General features: G+C 72.3%; 15 protein-coding genes. 5 read left to right on the forward strand and 10 right to left on the reverse strand.

Features of this window, described 5'->3' with window-relative positions:
- Positions 1-239 precede the first annotated feature (239 nt).
- Positions 240-677, forward strand: a complete 438-nt coding sequence (locus tag ACZ5GT_RS19250) for a PPOX class F420-dependent oxidoreductase (RefSeq protein ID WP_469025148.1) — start codon at positions 240-242, stop codon at positions 675-677.
- A 3-nt stretch (positions 678-680) separates the two neighbouring features.
- Here the strand turns inward: ACZ5GT_RS19250 and ACZ5GT_RS19255 are convergent, their stop codons facing one another.
- A complete protein-coding gene (locus tag ACZ5GT_RS19255; RefSeq protein ID WP_469025154.1) occupies positions 681-1,568 on the reverse strand; it encodes an NAD(P)-dependent oxidoreductase in 888 nt (295 codons plus the stop codon).
- A gap of 166 nt (positions 1,569-1,734) precedes the next feature.
- On the opposite strand from ACZ5GT_RS19255, the gene ACZ5GT_RS19260 reads away from it, so the two are divergent.
- Positions 1,735-2,322 carry a TetR/AcrR family transcriptional regulator gene (locus tag ACZ5GT_RS19260; RefSeq protein WP_469025160.1) on the forward strand — a complete coding sequence of 196 codons (588 nt, stop codon included), beginning with the start codon at positions 1,735-1,737 and terminating at the stop codon, positions 2,320-2,322.
- 145 nt (positions 2,323-2,467) lie between these two features.
- On the opposite strand, the gene ACZ5GT_RS19265 is transcribed toward ACZ5GT_RS19260, so the two are convergent.
- The 8 genes from ACZ5GT_RS19265 to tkt form a co-directional block, all read right to left on the reverse strand.
- Complete coding sequence (locus tag ACZ5GT_RS19265) at positions 2,468-3,937, reverse strand: membrane-associated oxidoreductase (protein ID WP_469025259.1); 1,470 nt, start codon at positions 3,935-3,937, stop codon at positions 2,468-2,470.
- Positions 3,938-4,049: 112 nt separating this feature from the next.
- On the reverse strand, positions 4,050-4,643 hold the full coding sequence (locus ACZ5GT_RS19270; RefSeq protein ID WP_469025164.1) for a histidine phosphatase family protein: 594 nt from the start codon (positions 4,641-4,643) through the stop codon (positions 4,050-4,052).
- A gap of 7 nt (positions 4,644-4,650) precedes the next feature.
- Positions 4,651-5,529 (reverse strand): phosphogluconate dehydrogenase (NAD(+)-dependent, decarboxylating), encoded by an 879-nt coding sequence (gene gnd, locus ACZ5GT_RS19275; protein ID WP_469025263.1) that lies wholly within the window; start codon positions 5,527-5,529, stop codon positions 4,651-4,653.
- A gap of 12 nt (positions 5,530-5,541) precedes the next feature.
- Positions 5,542-7,188 (reverse strand): glucose-6-phosphate isomerase, encoded by a 1,647-nt coding sequence (gene pgi, locus ACZ5GT_RS19280; RefSeq protein ID WP_469025167.1) that lies wholly within the window; start codon positions 7,186-7,188, stop codon positions 5,542-5,544.
- Positions 7,181-8,116 (reverse strand): glucose-6-phosphate dehydrogenase assembly protein OpcA, encoded by a 936-nt coding sequence (gene opcA / locus ACZ5GT_RS19285; protein WP_469025170.1) that lies wholly within the window; start codon positions 8,114-8,116, stop codon positions 7,181-7,183. Before opcA ends, pgi begins: the two co-directional genes overlap by 8 nt.
- Positions 8,113-9,675: a glucose-6-phosphate dehydrogenase gene (gene zwf / locus ACZ5GT_RS19290; protein ID WP_469025174.1), complete on the reverse strand. Its 1,563-nt coding sequence runs from the start codon at positions 9,673-9,675 to the stop codon at positions 8,113-8,115. Before zwf ends, opcA begins: the two co-directional genes overlap by 4 nt.
- Entirely contained in the window at positions 9,672-9,812 is a 141-nt protein-coding gene (locus ACZ5GT_RS19295) for a hypothetical protein (protein ID WP_469025186.1), read from the reverse strand. The genes zwf and ACZ5GT_RS19295 overlap by 4 nt, the downstream gene beginning before the upstream one ends.
- 19 nt (positions 9,813-9,831) lie before the next feature.
- Positions 9,832-11,907 (reverse strand): transketolase, encoded by a 2,076-nt coding sequence (gene tkt, locus ACZ5GT_RS19300; protein ID WP_469025191.1) that lies wholly within the window; start codon positions 11,905-11,907, stop codon positions 9,832-9,834.
- Between the two features lie 203 nt (positions 11,908-12,110).
- Here tkt and ACZ5GT_RS19305 point away from each other — a divergent pair, with 203 nt between their 5' ends.
- Positions 12,111-13,028 (forward strand): helix-turn-helix transcriptional regulator, encoded by a 918-nt coding sequence (locus ACZ5GT_RS19305; protein WP_469025197.1) that lies wholly within the window; start codon positions 12,111-12,113, stop codon positions 13,026-13,028.
- A gap of 126 nt (positions 13,029-13,154) precedes the next feature.
- Here ACZ5GT_RS19305 and ACZ5GT_RS19310 read toward each other — a convergent pair whose 3' ends face one another.
- Entirely contained in the window at positions 13,155-14,555 is a 1,401-nt protein-coding gene (locus ACZ5GT_RS19310) for a glycoside hydrolase family 16 protein (protein ID WP_469025203.1), read from the reverse strand.
- Positions 14,556-15,027: 472 nt separating this feature from the next.
- Here ACZ5GT_RS19310 and ACZ5GT_RS19315 point away from each other — a divergent pair, with 472 nt between their 5' ends.
- The gene (locus ACZ5GT_RS19315; RefSeq protein WP_469025210.1) at positions 15,028-16,365 is read left to right on the forward strand and encodes a 6-phospho-beta-glucosidase; all 1,338 of its coding nucleotides are present in this window, start codon (positions 15,028-15,030) and stop codon (positions 16,363-16,365) included.
- 189 nt (positions 16,366-16,554) lie between these two features.
- Positions 16,555-19,602: an alpha-mannosidase gene (locus tag ACZ5GT_RS19320; RefSeq protein WP_469025215.1), complete on the forward strand. Its 3,048-nt coding sequence runs from the start codon at positions 16,555-16,557 to the stop codon at positions 19,600-19,602.
- The last annotated feature ends 195 nt before the right edge of the window (positions 19,603-19,797 follow it).

A 19,797-nucleotide genomic window follows, 5' to 3' on the forward strand; every position in this document is an offset into this window, starting at 1 on the left:
CACTTTCCCGAGGCGCGGTCGGCATACCCCGCCCGGCCGGCCTCAGACCTCATGATCCCGTAGGAACGCGAGTACGGTCCCTCGGTCGTCGGCGCGTTCTGCCTGCAGCGGCCGGGTGGCGGGGCGCTGAAGGGGCGGGGCGCTGAGGGGGCGGGGCGGCCGGGCCCGTGCCGGAGCCGGTAGCCCGTAGAGGCTCGTTGCGCGGAATGCGACGGGCGGTCGCGCCGGTTGACCTCGGTATGACCGAAGACGCGCTGCTCAGCCTGCTCTCCGAAGTCCGCGGTGGGGTGCTGGTCACCCTCAAGCGTGACGGCCGCCCCCAGCTGTCGAACGTGAGCCACCACTACGACCCCGACGAGCGGATCGTCCGGATCTCCGTCACGGACGACCGGGCCAAGACCCGCAACCTGCGCCGGGACCCGCGGGCGTCGTACCACGTGACCACCGCCGACCGGTGGGCGTACACGGTCGTCGAGGGGACGGCCGAGCTCACACCCGTCGCCGCGGACCCGCACGACGACACGGTCGAGGAGCTGATCCGGCTCTACCGCGACGTGCTCGGCGAGCACCCGGACTGGGACGACTTCCGGGCCGCGATGGTCCGCGACCGGCGGCTGGTGGCGCGGCTGCGGGTGGAACGGGCGTACGGGATCGCCCGGGGTGACAACCAGGGGTGACCGTCAGCAGCCGGTGACGTCGGCCGCGGTGCGCGCCTCCAGGGCGTGCAGCACGGCCGCCATGTCCTCGCCGCCGTGCCCGAGCGACACCGTCTCCCGGAAGAGGGCGTGGCAGACGTCGAGGAGGGGCGAGGCGAGGCCCTGCTTGCGGGCCGCCTCGGCGATCAGGTGGTTGTTCTTCAGCACGTCCAGCGCCGCCGCCTGCACGGCGAAGTCCCGGTCCAGCAGCTTGGGCGCCTTCATCCGGGACACGGCGCTGGCCATCGGGCCCGCGTCCAGGACCCGCAGGAACAACCGCCGGTCCAGACCCTGCCGGTCGGCGAAGTGGAAGGCCTCGACGAAGCCGGTGACCTGGGTGATGAGGAACAGGTTGACCGCCAGCTTCATCAGCAGGGCGTTCGGCGCCGGGCCGCAGACGAACGTCTCGCGGCACAGGGGGGCCAGCAGTGGACGTACGGTTCCTACGTCCGCCGGCTCCCCGGCCAGCATCGCCACCAGCTGCCCGTTCTCCGCGGGGACCCGGGAGCCGGAGACGGGGGCCTCGACGTACCTCCCGCCCGCGGCGCGGACGTCGGCCTGGAGCGCCTCGGAGTACTCGGGCGAGGTCGTGCCCATGTGAACGACCGTGCGCCCGGCGACGCGGGCGGTGAAGCCAGGGGTGCCGCGGCCCAGGACGGCGTCCATCGCGAGGTCGTCGGCCAGCATGAGGATCACCGTGTCCGCCCGCGCGAACACCTCGCCGGCCTCCGCCGCCACCTCGGCCCCGGCCGCACGCAGCGGTTCGGCGCGGGCGGGCGTGCGGTTCCACACGACGAGGGGCGTTCCCGCGTGGGCCAGCCGCAGCGCCATGGGCAGGCCCATGACGCCGAGCCCGACGAAGCCGACGTGCACGGTGCACCGCCTCCTGTCCGTGTGACCGCCGTCCATGACGGCCGTCATAGGTCTATGACGGCTGTCATAGTAGCCGCTGTCATGACGGCCGTCATAGAGTGCGGCCGGGTGAGCCGGGTGAAAGGTTCCCCGCGTCACGGAAGACCGACGGCACGGGAGGTGGGCCATGACGGTGCCCGAACGGGGTCCGCGCGACCGGATGGTCTTCAGCGCGGCCCAGCTCATCCGGCGCCAGGGCGTCGCCGCGACCGGCATGCGCGATGTCGCCGTGCACGCCGAGGCGCCCCGCGGCTCGCTCCAGCACTACTTCCCGGGCGGCAAGGAGCAACTGGTCAACGAGGCGGTGGCCTGGGCGGGCCGCTACGCCGCCAAGCGCGTCGCCCGCTTTCTGGCCGGCCTGGAACGGCCCACGCCGGGCGGCCTGTTCGCGGCGATGGTCAGTCAGTGGACCGACGAGTACCAGCAGGCCGGCTTCGCCGGCGGCTGCCCGGTCGCGGCGGCGACGGCGGAGTGCGCGCAGTCGGCCGAGTCCACCCGGCAGGCGGCGGCCGCGGCCTTCGCGGCCTGGACCGCGCCGGTCGCCGAGGCGCTGACCGGCATGGGGGTGCCCGCCGGACGCGCCGAACCGCTCGCCACGCTGATGATCAGCGCCCTGGAGGGCGCCATCCTCATCGCCCGAGCCGAACGCGACGTACGCGCCCTGGACACCGTTGTCCGCGAACTGGCCCCGCTCCTCGACGCGGCGGCTTCCTGAGGCACCGCGGCGGCTCTGTCGACGTGACATCTGCCCCGTAACGACCCCGGCCGACGGAACGCAGACGCGGCCGGTCTCGTTCAGGCGCTACGGCGACTCGACCACGCCCCGCACCCCAGCGCGGACCGGCTCGCCGCCGACCGGCTCACTGGCGGCTGATGGTGCGGGTGATGCCGGTGACGACCGTCGTGGCCAGGATCCAGCCGGTGATGACGAGCGCGTAGGACAGCGTCTGGTACGAGCCGTCCGGCGCGAACGCGTCCTCCTGGCCGAAGGAGATCACCGGCAGCAGCAGGTCGAGGGTGTAGAACACCGGGTCGAAGTGCGGGGCCTCCGACGGCTTGAGCGGGCGGGGATGGTGCAGGGCGTACGCCACCGAGCCGACCGCCAGCAGGGACAGCAGCCAGGCGCAGGCGCGCAGCGGACGGAAGCCGTAACCGACGGTGGCGTCCTGGACGTAGCCCCACAGCCGCCCGTACCAGGCGCGGGTGGAGCGCAGCCGGCGCTGTTTGGCGAGCTGGACCAGCCGGGCCGCGTGGTCGTCGCCGACGCGGCGGTAGGCGGCGGTCAACTGTTCGTAGGAGTACGGGACATAGCCGTCGCCGTCGCGTTCCAGCATGGTGAGGCGGCGCTCGGCGGGCACATGCGGGGTGAGCGTGCTGTAGACGAGGTTGCTGAGCAGGACCTCCCTGGGCACCTTGTCCGGCTCCAGGAACAGGACGTCGGCCTGGGCGCGGCGCAGGTTGAGCCGTCCGTCCAGGGGCGGGCCGCCGCGCAGCCACAGCTCGCCGACGGTGCAGCTGCTCGCCCGGAGGGCGGTACCGCCGGGGTTCGACAGGCGGGCGTACGACAGGTCGAGGCGGCCCGCGACGCGGGCGCCGCGCAGCCCGACCGAGCCGGACGCCGACACCTGCCGCATCAGCAGGTCGCCCTCCACCGTGAGGGTCTGCGCGTCAAGAGCGGCCTTGCCGGGGTGATCCAGCCGCGCGTCGGTGAGGTCGACGGTTCCGGCGACCGCCGCGCCGTCGAGCCGAACCTCGCCGTGCGCGCTCAGCCCCGGAGCGCACAGGTCGTCCCTGACGGTCAGGTGGCTGAGCTTCAGCACCGGTTCCGGCCCGGCCGCGGTGATCTCCGCCCGCTCCAGCAACAGCGCGCCGGACACCTCCGTCCCACCCAGGTGCACGGGACCGCCGAACCGGCAGCCGGTCAGCCGCACACTGCCGTCCACCCGGGCCCGTGGGAGCATCAGGCCCGGCAGCACGGAGTCGCGCAGATTGAGGTAGGACAGGTGCGCGCCGGAGAGGTCCGGGACGTCGGTGAAGCGGCAGCGGCCCAGGTGGACGACGCTGCCGACGGTCGCGTACCGCAGGTTCAGCACCCCGGTGATCCGCGCCCCCTTCACCTTCAGGGCCGCCACCTCACCCGGCTCCTGTGGGCCGTTGAGGAGCAGGGCCCGCAACACCCGTGCCCTGACGGTCCGTTCCGGACCCTGGTCGTCGCCGTGCGCCGGGTCCGGCCCCTGCTCCTCCTCTCCCTCGCCGAAGTCCACGGTCGTGCCCGTCGCGTAGGCCCGCCACACCCGCCGCTCGGCCGGGGTCAGCTCGTCTATGTCCATCAAGCGGGGACTCTAGCTGGCCGGTCGCCCGCGCCGAAGCCCTGGTGTCCTGCACGAGCCCCACGCTCCGATGTCCCGCCGGATCCCCATGCTTCGATGTTTCGCACGAGCCCTACGGCCGGGTGTTCCACTCGGCGATGACCGGGCGGCCGTGCTCGGTCGACAGGCGGGAGACGGTTCCCGTCGCGAGCTGGAACAGCCGCCCGTCCGCCGGGGTCAGCCCCAGCCGGCGTGCCGTCAGCACGCGCAGGAAGTGGCCGTGGGCGACCAGGACGACATCCCCGGCGGCGTTCTGCAGCGCGGCGTCGACGCGGGCCAGCACCCGGTCCGCCCGCAGGCCCACCTCGGCCGGCGACTCGCCCGGGGCGCCGTCCGGCGCCGGCGGCACGCCGTGCAGCCACAGGTCCCAGTGCGGCCGGGTGCGGTGGATCTCGACGGTGGTGATGCCCTCGTAGCCGCCGTAGTCCCACTCGTGCAGGTCGGGGTCGGTCGTCGTCCCCGTCAGGCCCGCCAGTTCCGCGGTGCACATCGCGCGGCGCAGCGGACTGGTCAGGGCGAGCGCGTAGGTCCGCCGCGACAGCAGCGGAGCGAGCACCTTGGCCTGCGCCTCACCGTTCGGGGTGAGGGGCAGGTCGGTCCGGCTGGTGTGCCGGCCCGACGCGCTCCACTCCGTCTCGCCGTGGCGGACCAGCAGGAGGTCCCCCACGCGCCCGTCAGCCCTTCGACTCGACGGCGTGACCGCCGAACTGGTTGCGCAGCGCCGCGACCATCTTCATCTGCGGGGAGTCGTCCTGCCGGGAGGCGAACCGGGCGAACAGCGACGCGGTGATCGCCGGCAGCGGCACCGCGTGGTCGATCGCGGCCTCGACGGTCCAGCGGCCCTCGCCGGAGTCCTGCGCGTAGCCGCGGAGCTTGTCGAGGTGCTCGTCGTCGTCGAGCGCGTCGACCGCGAGGTCGAGCAGCCAGGAGCGGATGACGGTGCCCTCCTGCCAGGAGCGGAACACCTCGCGGACGTTGTCCACCGAGTCGACCTTCTCCAGCAGCTCCCAGCCCTCCGCGTACGCCTGCATCATGGCGTACTCGATGCCGTTGTGGACCATCTTGGAGAAGTGCCCGGCGCCGACCTTGCCCGCGTGGACGAACCCGTACGGGCCCTCCGGCTTGAGGGCGTCGAAGACCGGCCGGAGCCGGTCGACGTGCTCCTTGTCGCCGCCGACCATCAGGGCGTAGCCGTTCTCGAGGCCCCACACGCCGCCGGAGACGCCGGCGTCGACGAAGCCGATGCCCTTGGCGCCCAGTTCGGCGGCGTGCTTCTCGTCGTCGGTCCAGCGGGAGTTGCCGCCGTCGACGACGACGTCGCCGGGGGACAGCAGCGTGCCCAGCTCGTCGATCAGCGACTGGGTGGGGGAGCCGGCCGGGACCATCACCCAGACCGTGCGCGGGGCTTCGAGCTTGTCGACGAGGTCGGCCAGGCTCGACGCGTCGGACAGGTCGGGGTTGCGGTCGTAGCCGATGACGGTGTGGCCCGCGCGGCGCAGCCGCTCGCGCATGTTGCCGCCCATCTTCCCGAGGCCTATGAGGCCCAACTGCATCGCAGTCATGGTTCAGTTCACTTCCTTGAGCTCGCGGTAAGCGGCCACCAGCGCGCTGGTGGAGGGATCGAGGCCGGGGACGTCGGCCCCTTCGGTCAGGGCGGGTTCGACGCGCTTGGCCAGCACCTTGCCGAGTTCGACGCCCCACTGGTCGAAGGAGTCGATGTTCCATACGGCGCCCTGGACGAACACCTTGTGCTCGTAGAGGGCGATGAGCTGGCCGAGCACGGACGGGGTGAGTTCCCGCGCCAGGATGGTGGTCGTCGGGTGGTCGCCCCGGAACGTCTTGTGCGCGACCAGCTCCTCCGGGACGCCCTCCGCGCGGACCTCGTCCGGCGTCTTGCCGAAGGCGAGGGCCTGCGTCTGCGCGAAGAAGTTCGCCATCAGCAGGTCGTGCTGCGCCTTCAGCTCGTCGCCGAGCTCGGCGACCGGCTCGGCGAAGCCGATGAAGTCGGCCGGGATCAGCTTGGTGCCCTGGTGGATCAACTGGTAGTAGGCGTGCTGCCCGTTGGTGCCCGGCGTGCCCCACACGACCGGCCCGGTCTGCCAGTCCACCGGCTGCCCGTCGCGCTGCACCGACTTGCCGTTGGACTCCATGTCCAACTGCTGGAGGTAGGCGGTGAACTTGGACAGGTAGTGGCTGTAGGGCAGCACGGCGTGCGACTGGGCGTCGCAGAAGTTGCCGTACCAGATGCCCAGCAGGCCCATGATCAGCGGGGCGTTGGCGGCGGGTTCGGCGGTGCGGAAGTGCTCGTCGACGATGCGGAAGCCGTCGAGCATCTCCCGGAAGCGGTCCGGGCCGATGGCGATCATCAGGGACAGGCCGATGGCCGAGTCGTAGGAGTAGCGGCCGCCGACCCAGTCCCAGAACTCGAACATGTTGTCCGGGTCGATGCCGAAGCCGGTGACCTTCTCGGCGTTCGTCGACAGGGCGACGAAGTGCCGGGCGACCGCCTTCTCGTCGCCGCCGAGCCCCGCGAGCAGCCAGGACCGGGCCGAGGTGGCGTTGGTGATGGTCTCGATGGTGGTGAACGTCTTGGACGCGACGATGAACAGCGTCTCCGCCGGGTCCAGGTCGCGGACGGCCTCGTGCAGGTCGGCGCCGTCCACGTTCGACACGAACCGGAACGTCAACTCCCGTGCCGTGTAGGCGCGCAGGGCCTCGTAGGCCATCGCCGGGCCCAGGTCGGAGCCGCCGATGCCGATGTTGACGACGTTGCGGATGCGCCGGCCGGTGTGGCCGGTCCACTCGCCGGAGCGGACGCGCCCGGCGAAGCCGGCCATCCGGTCGAGGACTTCGTGGACCTTGGGCACCACGTTCTCACCGTCGACCTCGATCACCGCGTCGCGCGGGGCGCGCAGCGCGGTGTGCAGTACCGCCCGGTCCTCGGTGACGTTGATCTTCTCGCCGCGGAACATCGCGTCGCGCAGGCCGAACACGTCGGTGGCGGCGGCCAGTTCCCGCAGCAGGGCCAGCGTCTCGTCGGTGACCAGGTGCTTGGAGTAGTCGATGCGCAGGTCGCCCACGCGGACCACGTACCGCTGCGCACGCCCCGGGTCCGAGGCGAACAGCTCGCGCAGGTGGGGCTGTCGCCGGGCGCGGTGGTCCTGCAGGGCGGTCCACTCGGGCCGCCGGGTGAGCTGGGGGGCGTCAGACATGAGAGGCGTTCTCCTTGGGGGACTCGCCGCGCAGGGCCACGGCGTACATCTCGTCCGCGTCGAGGCGCCGCAGCTCCTCGGCGATGAGTTCGGAGGTGGTGCGGACCTTCAGCGCGAGGGTGCGGGAAGGCTGGTGCGGCAGGGTCAGCGTGGCCAGCGGGCCCTCGGGGCGGTCGATGACGATCTCGCCCTGCTGGGTGCCCAGGCGCACCGCGGTGACCACCGGGCCGGCGGTGACGACCCGGTCGATCTTCACGTGCAGCCGTGCCTCCAGCCAGCGCGCCAGCAACTCGGCGGCCGGGTTGTCGGCCTCGGCCTCCACCGCGCCCGAGACGATCTTCGTCCGGGCCTGGTCCAGGGCCGCGGCGAGCATGGAACGCCACGGGGTCAGCCGGGTCCAGGCGAGGTCGGTGTCGCCGGGGGCGTAGGAGCGGGCGCGGGCCCGGAGGGCCTCCAGCGGGTTCTCGGCGGCGTACAGGTCGGTGATCCTGCGCTGCGCGAGAGCGCCCAGCGGGTCCTTGGCCGGGTCCTCCGGTGCCTCCACCGGCCACCACACGACGACCGGCGCGTCGGGCAGCAGCAGCGGCAGCACGACGGAGTCGGCGTGCTCGGACACCTCGCCGTACGTGCGCAGGACGACCGTCTCGCCGGTGCCCGCGTCGGCGCCCACCCGCACCTCGGCGTCGAGGTGGGAGTTGTGGCGGTCGCGCGGGGTGCGGGCGTGCCGCTTGATGACGACCAGGGTGCGCGAGGGGTGCTCGTGCGAGGCCTCCTCGGCCGCCTTGATCGAGTCGTAGGCGTTCTCCTCGTCGGTGACGATCACCATCGTCAGCACCATGCCCACGGCGGGGGTGCCGATGGCGCGGCGACCCTGCACCAACGCCTTGTTGATCTTGCTTGCCGTGGTGTCCGTCAGGTCGATCTTCATGGCCTGCGCCAGCTCCGTCCGTCTTGTGCGAGCATCTCGTCGGCTTCCCCGGGTCCCCAGCTGCCCGCGGCGTAGCGCGCGGGCCTGCCGTCGGTCGCCCAGTGCTCCTCGATCGGGTCGAGGATCCGCCACGACTCTTCCACCTCCTGGTGACGGGGGAAGAGGTTGGCGTCGCCGAGCAGCACGTCCAGGATGAGACGCTCGTACGCCTCCGGGCTGGACTCGGTGAACGACTCGCCGTAGGCGAAGTCCATGGTCACGTCCCGGATCTCCATCGAGGTGCCCGGCACCTTGGAGCCGAAGCGGACGGTGACGCCCTCGTCCGGCTGGACGCGGATGACGATGGCGTTCTGGCCCAGCTCCTCCGTCGCCGTGGAGTCGAAGGGGGAGTGCGGCGCCCGCTGGAACACCACGGCTATCTCGGTGACCCGGCGGCCCAGCCGCTTGCCGGTGCGCAGGTAGAAGGGGACGCCCGCCCAGCGGCGGTTGTCGACGTTCAGCCGGACCGCCGCGTAGGTGTCGGTGGTGGAGTCCGGGTCGATGCCGTCCTCCTCCAGGTAGCCGCGCACCTTCTCGCCGCCCTGCCAGGCGCCCGTGTACTGGGCCCGCACCGTGTGCCGGCCGAGATCCTCGGGCAGCTTCACGGCCCTGAGCACCTTCAGCTTCTCCATCAGCAGCGACGGCGCGTCGAAGGAGGCGGGCTCCTCCATGGCGGTCAGCGCCAGCAGCTGCAGCAGGTGGTTCTGGATGACGTCACGGGCCGAGCCGATGCCGTCGTAGTAACCGGCCCGGCCGCCGATGCCGATGTCCTCGGCCATGGTGATCTGCACGTGGTCCACGAAGGACCGGTTCCAGATCGGCTCGAACAGCTGGTTGGCGAAGCGCAGCGCCAGGATGTTCTGGACGGTCTCCTTGCCCAGGTAGTGGTCGATGCGGAACACCTGGTCCGGCTCGAACACGTCGTGCACGATCGCGTTCAGCTCACGCGCGCTCGCCAGGTCGCGGCCGAACGGCTTCTCGATGACCGCGCGCCGCCAGGACCCCTCCCGGGCGTCCGCCAGCCCGTGCTTCTTCAGCTGCCGCACGACCTTCGGGAAGAACTTCGGCGGCACCGACAGGTAGAAGGCGAAGTTGCCGCCGGTGCCGCGGGCCCTGTCGAGCTCGTCGACGGTCTGCCGCAGCTGCTTGAACGCCGTGTCGTCGTCGAAGTCGCCCGGGATGAACCGCATGCCCTCCGCGAGCTGCTGCCAGACCTCCTCCCGGAACGGCGTACGGGAGTGGTCGCGCACGGCGTCGTGGACGACCTGCGCGAAGTCCTGGTCCTCCCAGTCCCGGCGGGCGAAGCCGACGAGTGAGAAACCCGGCGGCAGCAGGCCCCGGTTGGCGAGGTCGTACACGGCCGGCATCAGCTTCTTGCGGGACAGGTCGCCGGTGACGCCGAAGATGACCAGGCCGGACGGGCCCGCGACGCGGGGCAGCCGGCGGTCGCGGGCGTCCCGCAGCGGGTTGACCCATCCGGTGGCCGGAGCCGTCACCTCCTCCAGCGGAGTGGCGCTCATACAGCATCAACTCCCTTGTGCTTCAGGGATTTCGTCACCGCGGCCGGCAGGTCGTGCCGGGCCGCCTCCGATTCGAGTGCTCCCGCGGTCGCGGTCGCGGTCGCTTCGCTCACAGCGATCATCTTCTTCTTGATCATCTTCTTCCTCGCGCTCGCATCAACCGCGGGCGGCGGCCAGCGATTCCCGGGCGGCGGCGACGACGTTCTCGGGGGTGAAGCCGAACTCGGCGAACAGGGTCCCGGCGGCCGCGGAGGCGCCGAAGTGCTCCAGGGAGACGATCCGGCCGGCGTCGCCGACGAAGCGGTGCCAGGTCAGGCCGATCCCGGCCTCGACGGCGACGCGCGCCCGCACCTCCGGCGGCAGCACCCGCTCGCGGTACTCGCTCGGCTGCTCCTCGAACCACTCCACGGACGGCATCGACACCACCCGGGCGCCGACGCCGTCGGCCTCCAGCAGCTCCCGCGCCGCGACCGCGAGCTGCACCTCGGAACCGGTGGCGATCAGGATCACCTCGGGGGCCGGCGTGGACGACTCGCGCAGCACGTAGCCGCCCTTGGCCGCGTCCGGGTTCGGCGCGTACGTCGGCACGCCCTGGCGGGTCAGCGCGAGACCGTGCGGGGCGGGGCGCGTGGCGTGCCGCTCGAGGATCTCCGCCCAGGCGACGGCGGTCTCGTTGGCGTCCGCCGGGCGGACCACGTTCAGGCCGGGGATCGCGCGCAGCGACGCCAGGTGCTCGACCGGCTGGTGGGTCGGGCCGTCCTCGCCGAGGCCGATGGAGTCGTGCGTCCACACGTACGTCACCGGCAGCTGCATCAGCGCCGACATGCGCACCGCGTTGCGCATGTAGTCGGAGAACACCAGGAAGGTGCCGCCGTAGATCCGGGTGTTGCCGTGCAGCGCGATGCCGTTCATCTCCGCGGCCATCGAGAACTCGCGGATGCCGAAGTGGATCGTCCGCCCGTACGGGTCGGCGCCGGGCAGCGGGTTGCCCTCCGGCAGGAAGGACGACGTCTTGTCGATGGTGGTGTTGTTGGAGCCGGCCAGGTCGGCGGAGCCGCCCCACAGCTCCGGGATCACCGCGCCGAGCGCCTGCAGCACCTTGCCGGACGCGGCACGCGTGGCGACCGCCTTGCCCTCCTCGAACACCGGCAGGGCGTCCTGCCAGCCGTCGGGCAGCCGCCCGGCGACGATCCGGTCGAACAGCTCCGCCCGCCCGGGGTAGGCGCCGCGCCACTCGTCCAGCCGTTTGTCCCAGGCGGCGTGCGCCTCCGCGCCGCGGTCCAGGGCGCCCCGGGTGTGGGCGAGGACGTCGTCGTCGACCTGGAAGTCCCGCTCGGGGTCGAAGCCGAGGATCCGCTTGGTGGCGGCGACCTCGTCCGCGCCGAGCGCCGAGCCGTGCGCGGCCTCGGTGTTCTGGGCGTGCGGAGCGGGCCAGGCGATGATCGTCCGCATCGCGATGATGGACGGCCGCCCGGTCTCGGCCCGCGCCGCCCGCAGCGCCGCGTACAGGGCGTGCACGTCGACGTCGCCGTTCTCGGCCGGCTCGACGCGTTGGGTGTGCCAGCCGTAGGCCGCGTACCGCCCCAGCACGTTCTCGGAGAACGCGGTCGCGGTGTCGCCCTCGATGGAGATGTGGTTGTCGTCGTAGAGCAGGACGAGGTTGCCGAGCCGCTGGTGCCCGGCCAGCGAGGACGCCTCCGCGGAGACCCCCTCCTCCAGGTCGCCGTCGGAGACGATCGCCCAGACGGTGTGGTCGAAGGGGGAGGCGCCGTCGGGGGCCCCGGGGTCGAACAGACCGCGCTCGTAGCGGGCCGCCATCGCCATGCCGACGGCGTTGGCGACGCCCTGGCCCAGCGGGCCGGTGGTGGTCTCCACGCCGGCCGTGTGCCCGTACTCCGGGTGGCCGGGCGTCTTCGAGCCGCGGGTGCGGAATGCCTTCAGGTCGTCCAGGCCGAGCTCGTACCCGGCGAGGTAGAGCTGGGTGTAGAGGGTCAGCGAGGTGTGCCCGGGGGACAGCACGAAACGGTCACGGCCGGTCCACTCCGGATCGGCCGGGTCGTGACGCATCACCTTCTGAAAGATCGTGTATGCCGCCGGCGCCAGACTCATGGCGGTGCCCGGGTGGCCGTTTCCCACCTTCTGCACGGCATCGGCCGCCAGCAGGCGCGCGGTGTCGACGGCACGCCGGTCGAGTTCGGTCCATTCCAAGCGGTCCGCGGTCTGCGTGCTCATCTTCAAGAAATCCTCGATCCGAGCGAAGGGGACTGACAAACGCGTTCAAACTTAAAAGTCTGACTTTTAACAGGGAAGGTGCCGTTGTGCCAGCCTGTGGTGAAAGTGGGACACCGGAGAGAGCATCGGCACGAGCGGGAACGTCGGCACGAGCGGGAACGTCGGCACGAGCGGAAACGCCGGCGGGGCGGGGCGAGAGGGACATGGCGGACGACATCATCCGAGGGAGAGCCGGCGCGGACGGCGCGGACGGCGACGGCGGCGGAATCAGGACGTTCCCCTTCCCGGTCGAGCTGAGCGTCGGCGGAGTCGGCATGCGGGTGGGCCCGCTGGGCGCGGACCACACGTGGCACTCCGCCGCGCCCCCGCACCGGGTGCACCGCATCGACTTCCACGTCGTCATGCTGTTCAGCGACGGCCCGGTCCGTCACATGATCGACTTCGCCGAGTACGAGGCGACGGCCGGCGACCTGCTGTGGATCCGCCCCGGACAGGTCCACCGCTTCTCCGAGACGGACGAGTACCGCGGAACCGTCCTGACCATGCAGCCCGGCTTCCTGCCCCGCGCCACCGTGGAGGCGACCGGCCTGTACCGCTACGACCTGCCGCCGCTGCTGCGCCCCGACGGCCCCCGGCTGACCGGCCTGCGCGACTCCCTGGACCAGCTGCGGCGCGAGTACGAGGACGCGGCCACGCTGCCGGTGAGCCTGCACACGGCGGTGCTGCGCCACTCGCTCACGGCGTTCCTGCTGCGGCTCGCGCACCTGGCGGCGAGCTCCGCGGAGGCGGCGCGCCGGCAGGCCGACACGACGTTCACGCTCTTCCGGGACGCGGTGGAGGAGGGCTTCGCCACCAACCACAGCGTCAGCGCCTACGCCGACGCCCTCGGCTACTCCCGCCGCACCCTGGTGCGCGCGGTGCGCGCCGCCACCGGCGAGACGCCCAAGGGTTTCATCGACAAGCGGGTCGTCCTGGAGGCCAAGCGCCTGCTGGCCCACACCGACCTGCCCATCGGCCGGGTCGGCGCCGCGGTCGGTTTCCCGGACGCCGCGAACTTCTCCAAGTTCTTCCACCAGCACACCGATCTGACCCCGGCGGCGTTCCGGGCGGAGATGCGCTGACGCCTGAAAGGGGGCTCCACGCAGACGCGTGGAGCCCCCTCGCGGGCCGCGACCGGGCCGGACGGCGGCCGGTCAACCGCCTTGCCTCGCTGAGGCCGGTCAACCGCCTTGCCTCCCTGAGGCCGGTCAGTGGCCGAAGTCGAACCAGTTGACGTTGACGAAGTCGGACGGCTGGCCGCTGGAGAAGGTGAGGTACACGTCGTGCGTGCCGGTCACCGCGCTGATGTTGGCCGGGACCGTCTTCCAGGTCTGCCAGCCGCCCGTGTTGGCCAGCGCGAAACTGCCGACCGGGGCGGAGGTGCGGCTGTCCAGCCGTACCTCGACCAGGCCGCTGACCCCGGACGCGGCGCCGCTGGCCACCCTCGCGAAGAACTGCGTGGCCGCCGTGGATCCGAAGTTGACGCCCTTGTACAGGGCCCAGTCGCCATTGGCGAGGTAGCCGATGTCCTGGCCGCCGCCGGTGTCGGAGGTGGTCTCGGTGACGACGCCGGACTGGCTGTCGTAGGACTCGGCCTGGATGGCGCTGTAGGCGTCGCGGTTGCCGGAGGGCGGCGGCGTGGTGCTGCTCCCACCGCCCGACTGGAGGACCTGGACGTAGTCGACGACCATCGGGTGGCCAGGCTGGGTGTCGGCGTCCAGTCCGCCGCCGAAGGCGTCCGGGAAGCCGCCGCCCATCGCCACGTTCAGGATGACGAAGAAGCCGTGGTTGGTGGCGTTCGCCCACGTCGTCGCGTCCACCTGACTGGCCGTCACCGTGTGGTAGTTGACGCCGTCGACGGAGAAGCGGATCGCCTCCGGGCTCACCGAGCGGTCCCACTCCATGGAGTAGGTGTGGAAGCCCGACTGGCAGGTGGTGTTCGGGCACGCGACGGAGTTGCCGATGCCGGTCGTCTCGTTGCAGGGGCCGCCCGGGTTCGTGCCGCAGTGCATCGTGGCCCAGACCTTGTTCAGGCCCTGGACGTTCTCCATGATGTCCAGCTCGCCGACGCCCGGCCAGTTCTGGTAGTTGCCGCGGAAGGGGGAGCCCAGCGCCCAGAACGCCGGCCAGTAGCCCTCCGCCGCGGTGCCGGTGACGTCGGGCATCTGCAGGCGCGCTTCGATGCGCAGCTTGCCGCCGGACGGCGGCTGGAAGTCGGTGCGCTGGGTCTCGATGCGGCCCGAGGTCCAGTGGCCGGAGGAGTCGCGCAGCGGGGTGATGCGCAGGTTGCCGTTGCCGTCGAGCGAGACGTTGCTCGTGCTGTTGGTCATCGTCTCGACCTCGCCGGTGCCCCAGTTGGCGGCGCCGCCCGGGTAGGAAGTCCCGGTGTCGTAGAGCCAGTTGGCGGTGTTGACGCCGGAGCCGGCGGCGCCGTCGAAGTCGTCGAGGAACACCTGTGTCCAGCCCGACGGCGGCGTGGGCGCGGAGGCGTTCGCGGACGGTACGGCGATGGTGGCGGCGGCGGCCGTCAGGCCGAGCGTGCCGAGGACGGCGACGAGCACCCGCCGCAGCGGGCGCCGTCTGCGGGGGGTGCCGGAGGTGTCACTCATGTGGGGTGCCTCTCGGGTACGGGGGTCCATGCGGAAGTCGGTGCGGAGCTCCTGCGGAGTTCGTGCGTGGGGTGCCTGGTGACTTCGGGAGCAGAGTGAGAGCGCTCTCAAAGTGGCCCCAATGTGCTCTCCGTGCCTCCGGTCGTCAAGAGTTAAAACAAGGAAAGTCCTTGCGGGGCAGGTGAGTTCACCGCATGAATCGTGCGAATCGGCTGAGACGCCCGGTGTCGCCGACCGGTGAACGGCCGGTGCCGCGGACCGGTGGAACGGTGGACCGGCCGGTGGACCGGCCGGTGCCCGATGAGGGTCGCGGCCTCCTCTCGTCCGGGACGGCCGGCCGGGGCCGGCCCGCGGGCGGGTGCGGTCTGCGAGATTGGACCGCACACGTGCGAGAGGCGCCGGCCGCCCCGCCGGCCCGTTCCTCCCCGCGGGAGGCGGGCCGCGCGGCGGTTTCGGCGGGAAAGGTGCAGGAGTGAGGCTGACGATTCTGGGCGGCGGAGGTTTCCGGGTGCCGCTGGTGTACGGGGCGCTGCTCGGGGACCGCGCGCAGGGGCGGGTGACCCGGGTCGTGCTGCACGACCTGGACGCGGGGCGGCTGGCCGCGGTCACCCGGGTGCTCGCCGAGCAGGCCGCCGCCGTGCCCGACGCCCCCGAGGTGAGCGCCACCACCGACCTCGACGAGGCGCTGCGGGGCGCCGACTTCGTGTTCTCCGCGATCCGGGTCGGCGGCCTGCGGGGCCGGGCGGAGGACGAGCGGGTGGCGCTGGCCCAGGGCGTCCTCGGCCAGGAGACCGTCGGCGCGGGCGGCATCGCCTACGGGCTGCGCACGGTCCCGGTCGCCGTCGACATCGCCCGGCGGGTCGCCCGGCTCGCCCCCGACGCCTGGGTCATCAACTTCACCAACCCGGCCGGCCTGGTCACCGAGGCCATGGCACGCCACCTCGGCGACCGCGTCATCGGCATCTGCGACTCCCCGGTCGGCCTGGGCCGCCGGATCGCCCGCGTCCTGGGCGCCGACCCGCGGGAGGCGTGGATCGACTACGTCGGCCTGAACCACCTCGGCTGGGTCCGCGGCCTGCGGGTGGCCGGCCGCGACGAACTCCCGCGCCTGCTCGCCGACTCCACCCTGCTGGGCTCCTTCGAGGAGGGCCGGCTGTTCGGCGCGGACTGGCTGCGGTCCCTGGGCGCGATCCCCAACGAATACCTGCACTACTACTACTTCAACCGCGAGACCGTACGCGCCTACCAGGAGGCGGAGCGGACCCGCGGCGCCTTCCTGCGCGACCAGCAGGCCCGCTTCTACGAGGAGGCCGGCCGCCCGGACGGGTCGGCGCTGGACGCCTGGGAACGCACCCGCGCCGAGCGCGAGGAGACGTACATGGCGGAGAACCGGGAGGCCGCCGGCGCCGGCGAGCGCGAGGCCGACGACCTCTCCGGCGGCTACGAGAAGGTCGCCCTGGCCCTGATGCGGGCCATCGCCCGCGACGAACGCGCCACCCTGATCCTCAACGTCCGCAACCGCGGCACCCTGGCGGCGCTCGACTCCGAGGCCGTCATCGAGGTGCCCTGCCTGGTCGACGCCAACGGCGCGCACCCGGTCGCCGTCGACCCGCTGCCCGGCCACGCGACGGGCCTGGTGTGCGCGGTGAAGGCGGTCGAGCGCGAGGTGCTCGCCGCGGCCGGGTCCGGCTCGCGGGGGACGGCGGTGAAGGCGTTCGCGCTGCACCCGCTGGTCGACTCCGTGACCGTGGCCCGGCGGCTGGTGGACGACTACACCGCGACGCATCCCGAACTGGCCTACCTCAAGTAGGCTCCCGTCGAGAAAGCGCTTTCCCAAGCATTTTCGGCCACCCCCTGTCGCTGTCCACGTCGTCACAAACCATCCCCAAAACGTCCCAACGCTCCCCGACCACTCCAAACCGTCCTCAATCGCACTCGACACCTCGCAATCGGCCCCAACCGGCTCCCGCTCGGCTCCCTGGCTTCCTGGAGACCCTTCATGCACGACGAACGCCGCCGGATCGAGGAGCGCGCGCAGCGCCTCCACACCCAGCGCATCAAGCCCGCGGTCTACGCGGCCACCGTCCCCCTCACGGTCGAGGCCTGGCAGGCGCCGGGCGAGCCGGTCCCGTTCGACCGGGCCGCGGCCGCCGCCTATGAGCCCTTCGCCATGGACACCCCCTGGGGGCCGCCCTGGGGCACGACCTGGTTCCGGATGCGCGGACGGGTGCCCGCCGAGTGGGCCGGACGGCGCGTCGAGGCCGTCATCGACCTCGGCTTCGTCGGCGGCTGGCCGGGCAACCAGGCCGAGGCCCTGGTCCACCTCGCCGACGGCACGCCGCTGAAGGCGGTCAACCCGCTCAACCAGTACGTGCCCGTCGCCGCCCCCGCGGCGGGCGGCGAGGAGATCCACTACCTGGTCGAGGCCGCCTCCAACCCCGACATCCTGGCCGACGACTTCGCCCGCCCGACCCCGCTCGGCGACGTCCTCACCGCGGGCGACCGGCCCCTCTACACCTTCCGCAGCGCCGACCTCGCGGTGCTGGACGAGCAGGTCTGGCACCTCGACCTCGATCTTCAGGTGCTGCGTGAGCTGATGGCGGAGCTCGCCGAGCACGACCCGCGCCGCCACGAGATCCTGCACGCTCTCGACCGCGCCCTCGACCTGCTGGACCTCGACGACGTCGCCGGTTCGGCCCCCGCCGTGCGCGAGGCGCTGCGGCCGGTGCTCGCCAAGCCCGCCAACGCCAGCGCGCACGTGATCTCCGGCGTCGGCCACGCGCACATCGACTCCGCCTGGCTGTGGCCCGTCCGCGAGACCAAGCGCAAGACCGCCCGCACCTTCTCCAACGTCACCTCCCTGGCCGAGGAGTACGAGGAGTTCGTCTTCGCCTGCTCGCAGGCCCAGCAGTACGAGTGGGTGCGCGACAACCATCCGCAGGTGTGGGAGCGGATCAGGAAGTCTGTCGAGAAGGGCCAGTGGGCGCCGGTCGGCGGCATGTGGGTGGAGGCCGACGGCAACCTGCCCGGCGGCGAGGCCATCGCCCGCCAGCTCGTCCACGGCAAGCGGTTCTTCCTCGAGCACTTCGGCATCGAGACCAAGGGGGTGTGGCTGCCGGACTCCTTCGGCTACACCGCGGCCTACCCGCAGCTCGCCAAGCTCGCCGGCAACGAGTGGTTCCTCACCCAGAAGATCTCCTGGAACCAGACCAACAAGTTCCCCCACCACACCTTCTGGTGGGAGGGCATCGACGGCACCCGCATCTTCACCCACTTCCCGCCCATCGACACCTACAACGCCCGCTTCAGCGGCGAGGAGATGTCCCGCGCGGTGCGCAACTACGCCGAGAAGGGCGGCGCCACCCGCTCCCTGGCCCCCTTCGGCTGGGGCGACGGCGGCGGCGGACCCACCCGCGAGATCATGGAACGGGCGCGCCGGCTGCGCGACCTGGAGGGATCGCCCCGGGTCGAGATCGAGCACCCCGACGCCTTCTTCGCCAAGGCCCGCGAGGAGTACCCGGACGCGCCGGTGTGGGTCGGCGAGCTGTACCTGGAGCTGCACCGGGCCACCTACACCTCCCAGGCCCGCACCAAGCAGGGCAACCGGCGCTCCGAACACCGCCTGCGCGAGGTCGAGTTGTGGGCGACCACGGCCGCGCTGAACGCGCCGGGCTACGCCTACCCGTACGAGAAGCTGGACCGGCTGTGGAAGACGGTGCTGCTGCACCAGTTCCACGACATCCTGCCGGGCTCCTCCATCGCCTGGGTGCACCGCGAGGCGGAGGCCGAATACGCGCGGGTCGCGGAGGAGTTGGAGGAACTGACCGGCGAGGCGGTGGCCGCGCTGGGCGGCGGCGGAGCACGGGCCTTCAACACCAGCCCGTACGACCGGGCCGAGGTCGTCCGCACGGCCACCGGGGTCCCGATGTACGCCGAGGTGCCGGCGAACGGCAGCGCCCCGCTCGCCGTCGCCGAGCCGCCGCGGCCGGTGACGGTGGACGGCCGCGTCCTCGACAACGGCCTGGTCCGCGTGGAGGTGGCCGAGGACGGCACCCTGGCCTCCGTGTTCGACCTGCGCGCCCACCGCGAGGTGCTCGCCGGCCCGGGCAACCTGCTGCGGCTGCACACCGACCTGCCCAACTACTGGGACGCCTGGGACATCGACAAGCACTACCGCAACCGGTACACCGACCTGCTGGACGCCACGAGCGTCGAGGTCGTCGAGCAGGACCCGCTGCTCGCCTCGATCCGGGTCTCCCGGTCCTTCGGCAAGGGCTCCACGATCGTCCAGACGATCACGCTGCGGGCCGGCAGCCCCCGCGTCGACTTCGAGACCGACCTCGACTGGCACGAGGCCGAGAAGATCCTCAAGGCGGGCTTCCCCGTCGACATCCGCGCCGCGCACGCCTCGGCGGAGATCCAGTTCGGCCACGTCCAGCGCCCCACCCACACCAACACCACCTGGGAGGCGGCCCGCTTCGAGGTCTCCGGCCACCGCTGGGTGCACCTCGCCGAGCCCGGCTACGGCGTCGCCGTCCTCAACGACTCGACGTACGGCCACGACGTCACCCGCACGGTCCGCGAGGACGGTGGCACGACGACCACGGTCGGCCTCAGCCTGGTGCGCGCCCCGCGCGTGCCCGACCCGGGGGCCGACCAGGGCCGCCACCGCTTCACCTACTCCCTCCTGCCCGGCGCGGACATCGAGGACGCGGTCGCCGAGGGCTACGCCCTCAACCTCCCGCTGCGGGTGGCCGACGCGGCGGGCGCGCCCGAACCGGTCGTCTCCGTGCGGGGCGACGGCGTGACCGTCGAGGCGGTGAAGCTCGCCGACGACGCCTCCGGCGACGTCGTGGTACGGCTCTACGAGTGCCGCGGCGGCCGCGCCCGGGGCGTGCTGCGCACCGGCTTCCCGCTCGCCGGCGCGCAGATCACCGATCTGCTGGAACGGCCGCTGGAGGAGGTGCCCGTCGACGACGGCGTCCCCGTCGAGTTGCGCCCCTTCCAGATCCTGACCCTGCGCCTGCGGCGCGCCGCGGCGGGCTGACGGGCGGCCGACCCTGCCGGGCGGGCCCCGGTTCACCGGGCCCGCCCGTGCGCCGCTCCCCGCGTGCCGTGCCGCGGCACCACGGGAGGGGCCCCGGGGGGGGGGGGGGGTCCCCCCCCACGGGGGGGAGGCGTCGAGGACTTTCCCCGGCCCGGGGTTTTCGCCCGTGGAGCTCGCGTTGGGCCGGGTTGGATG

The organism is Streptomyces sp. NPDC031340 (genome assembly GCF_055569945.1).

Coding starts and splice junctions, on each gene's coding strand:
- ACZ5GT_RS19320 (WP_469025215.1), top strand. CDS start 16,555: ATGCACGACGAACGCCGCCGGATCGAGGAGCGCGCGCAGCGCCTCCAC.
- ACZ5GT_RS19250 (WP_469025148.1), top strand. CDS start 240: ATGACCGAAGACGCGCTGCTCAGCCTGCTCTCCGAAGTCCGCGGTGGG.
- ACZ5GT_RS19310 (WP_469025203.1), bottom strand. CDS start 14,555: ATGAGTGACACCTCCGGCACCCCCCGCAGACGGCGCCCGCTGCGGCGG.
- ACZ5GT_RS19265 (WP_469025259.1), bottom strand. CDS start 3,937: ATGGACATAGACGAGCTGACCCCGGCCGAGCGGCGGGTGTGGCGGGCC.
- gnd (WP_469025263.1), bottom strand. CDS start 5,529: ATGCAGTTGGGCCTCATAGGCCTCGGGAAGATGGGCGGCAACATGCGC.
- tkt (WP_469025191.1), bottom strand. CDS start 11,907: ATGAGCACGCAGACCGCGGACCGCTTGGAATGGACCGAACTCGACCGG.
- pgi (WP_469025167.1), bottom strand. CDS start 7,188: ATGTCTGACGCCCCCCAGCTCACCCGGCGGCCCGAGTGGACCGCCCTG.
- opcA (WP_469025170.1), bottom strand. CDS start 8,116: ATGAAGATCGACCTGACGGACACCACGGCAAGCAAGATCAACAAGGCG.
- zwf (WP_469025174.1), bottom strand. CDS start 9,675: ATGAGCGCCACTCCGCTGGAGGAGGTGACGGCTCCGGCCACCGGATGG.
- ACZ5GT_RS19295 (WP_469025186.1), bottom strand. CDS start 9,812: ATGATCAAGAAGAAGATGATCGCTGTGAGCGAAGCGACCGCGACCGCG.
- ACZ5GT_RS19305 (WP_469025197.1), top strand. CDS start 12,111: ATGGCGGACGACATCATCCGAGGGAGAGCCGGCGCGGACGGCGCGGAC.
- ACZ5GT_RS19260 (WP_469025160.1), top strand. CDS start 1,735: ATGACGGTGCCCGAACGGGGTCCGCGCGACCGGATGGTCTTCAGCGCG.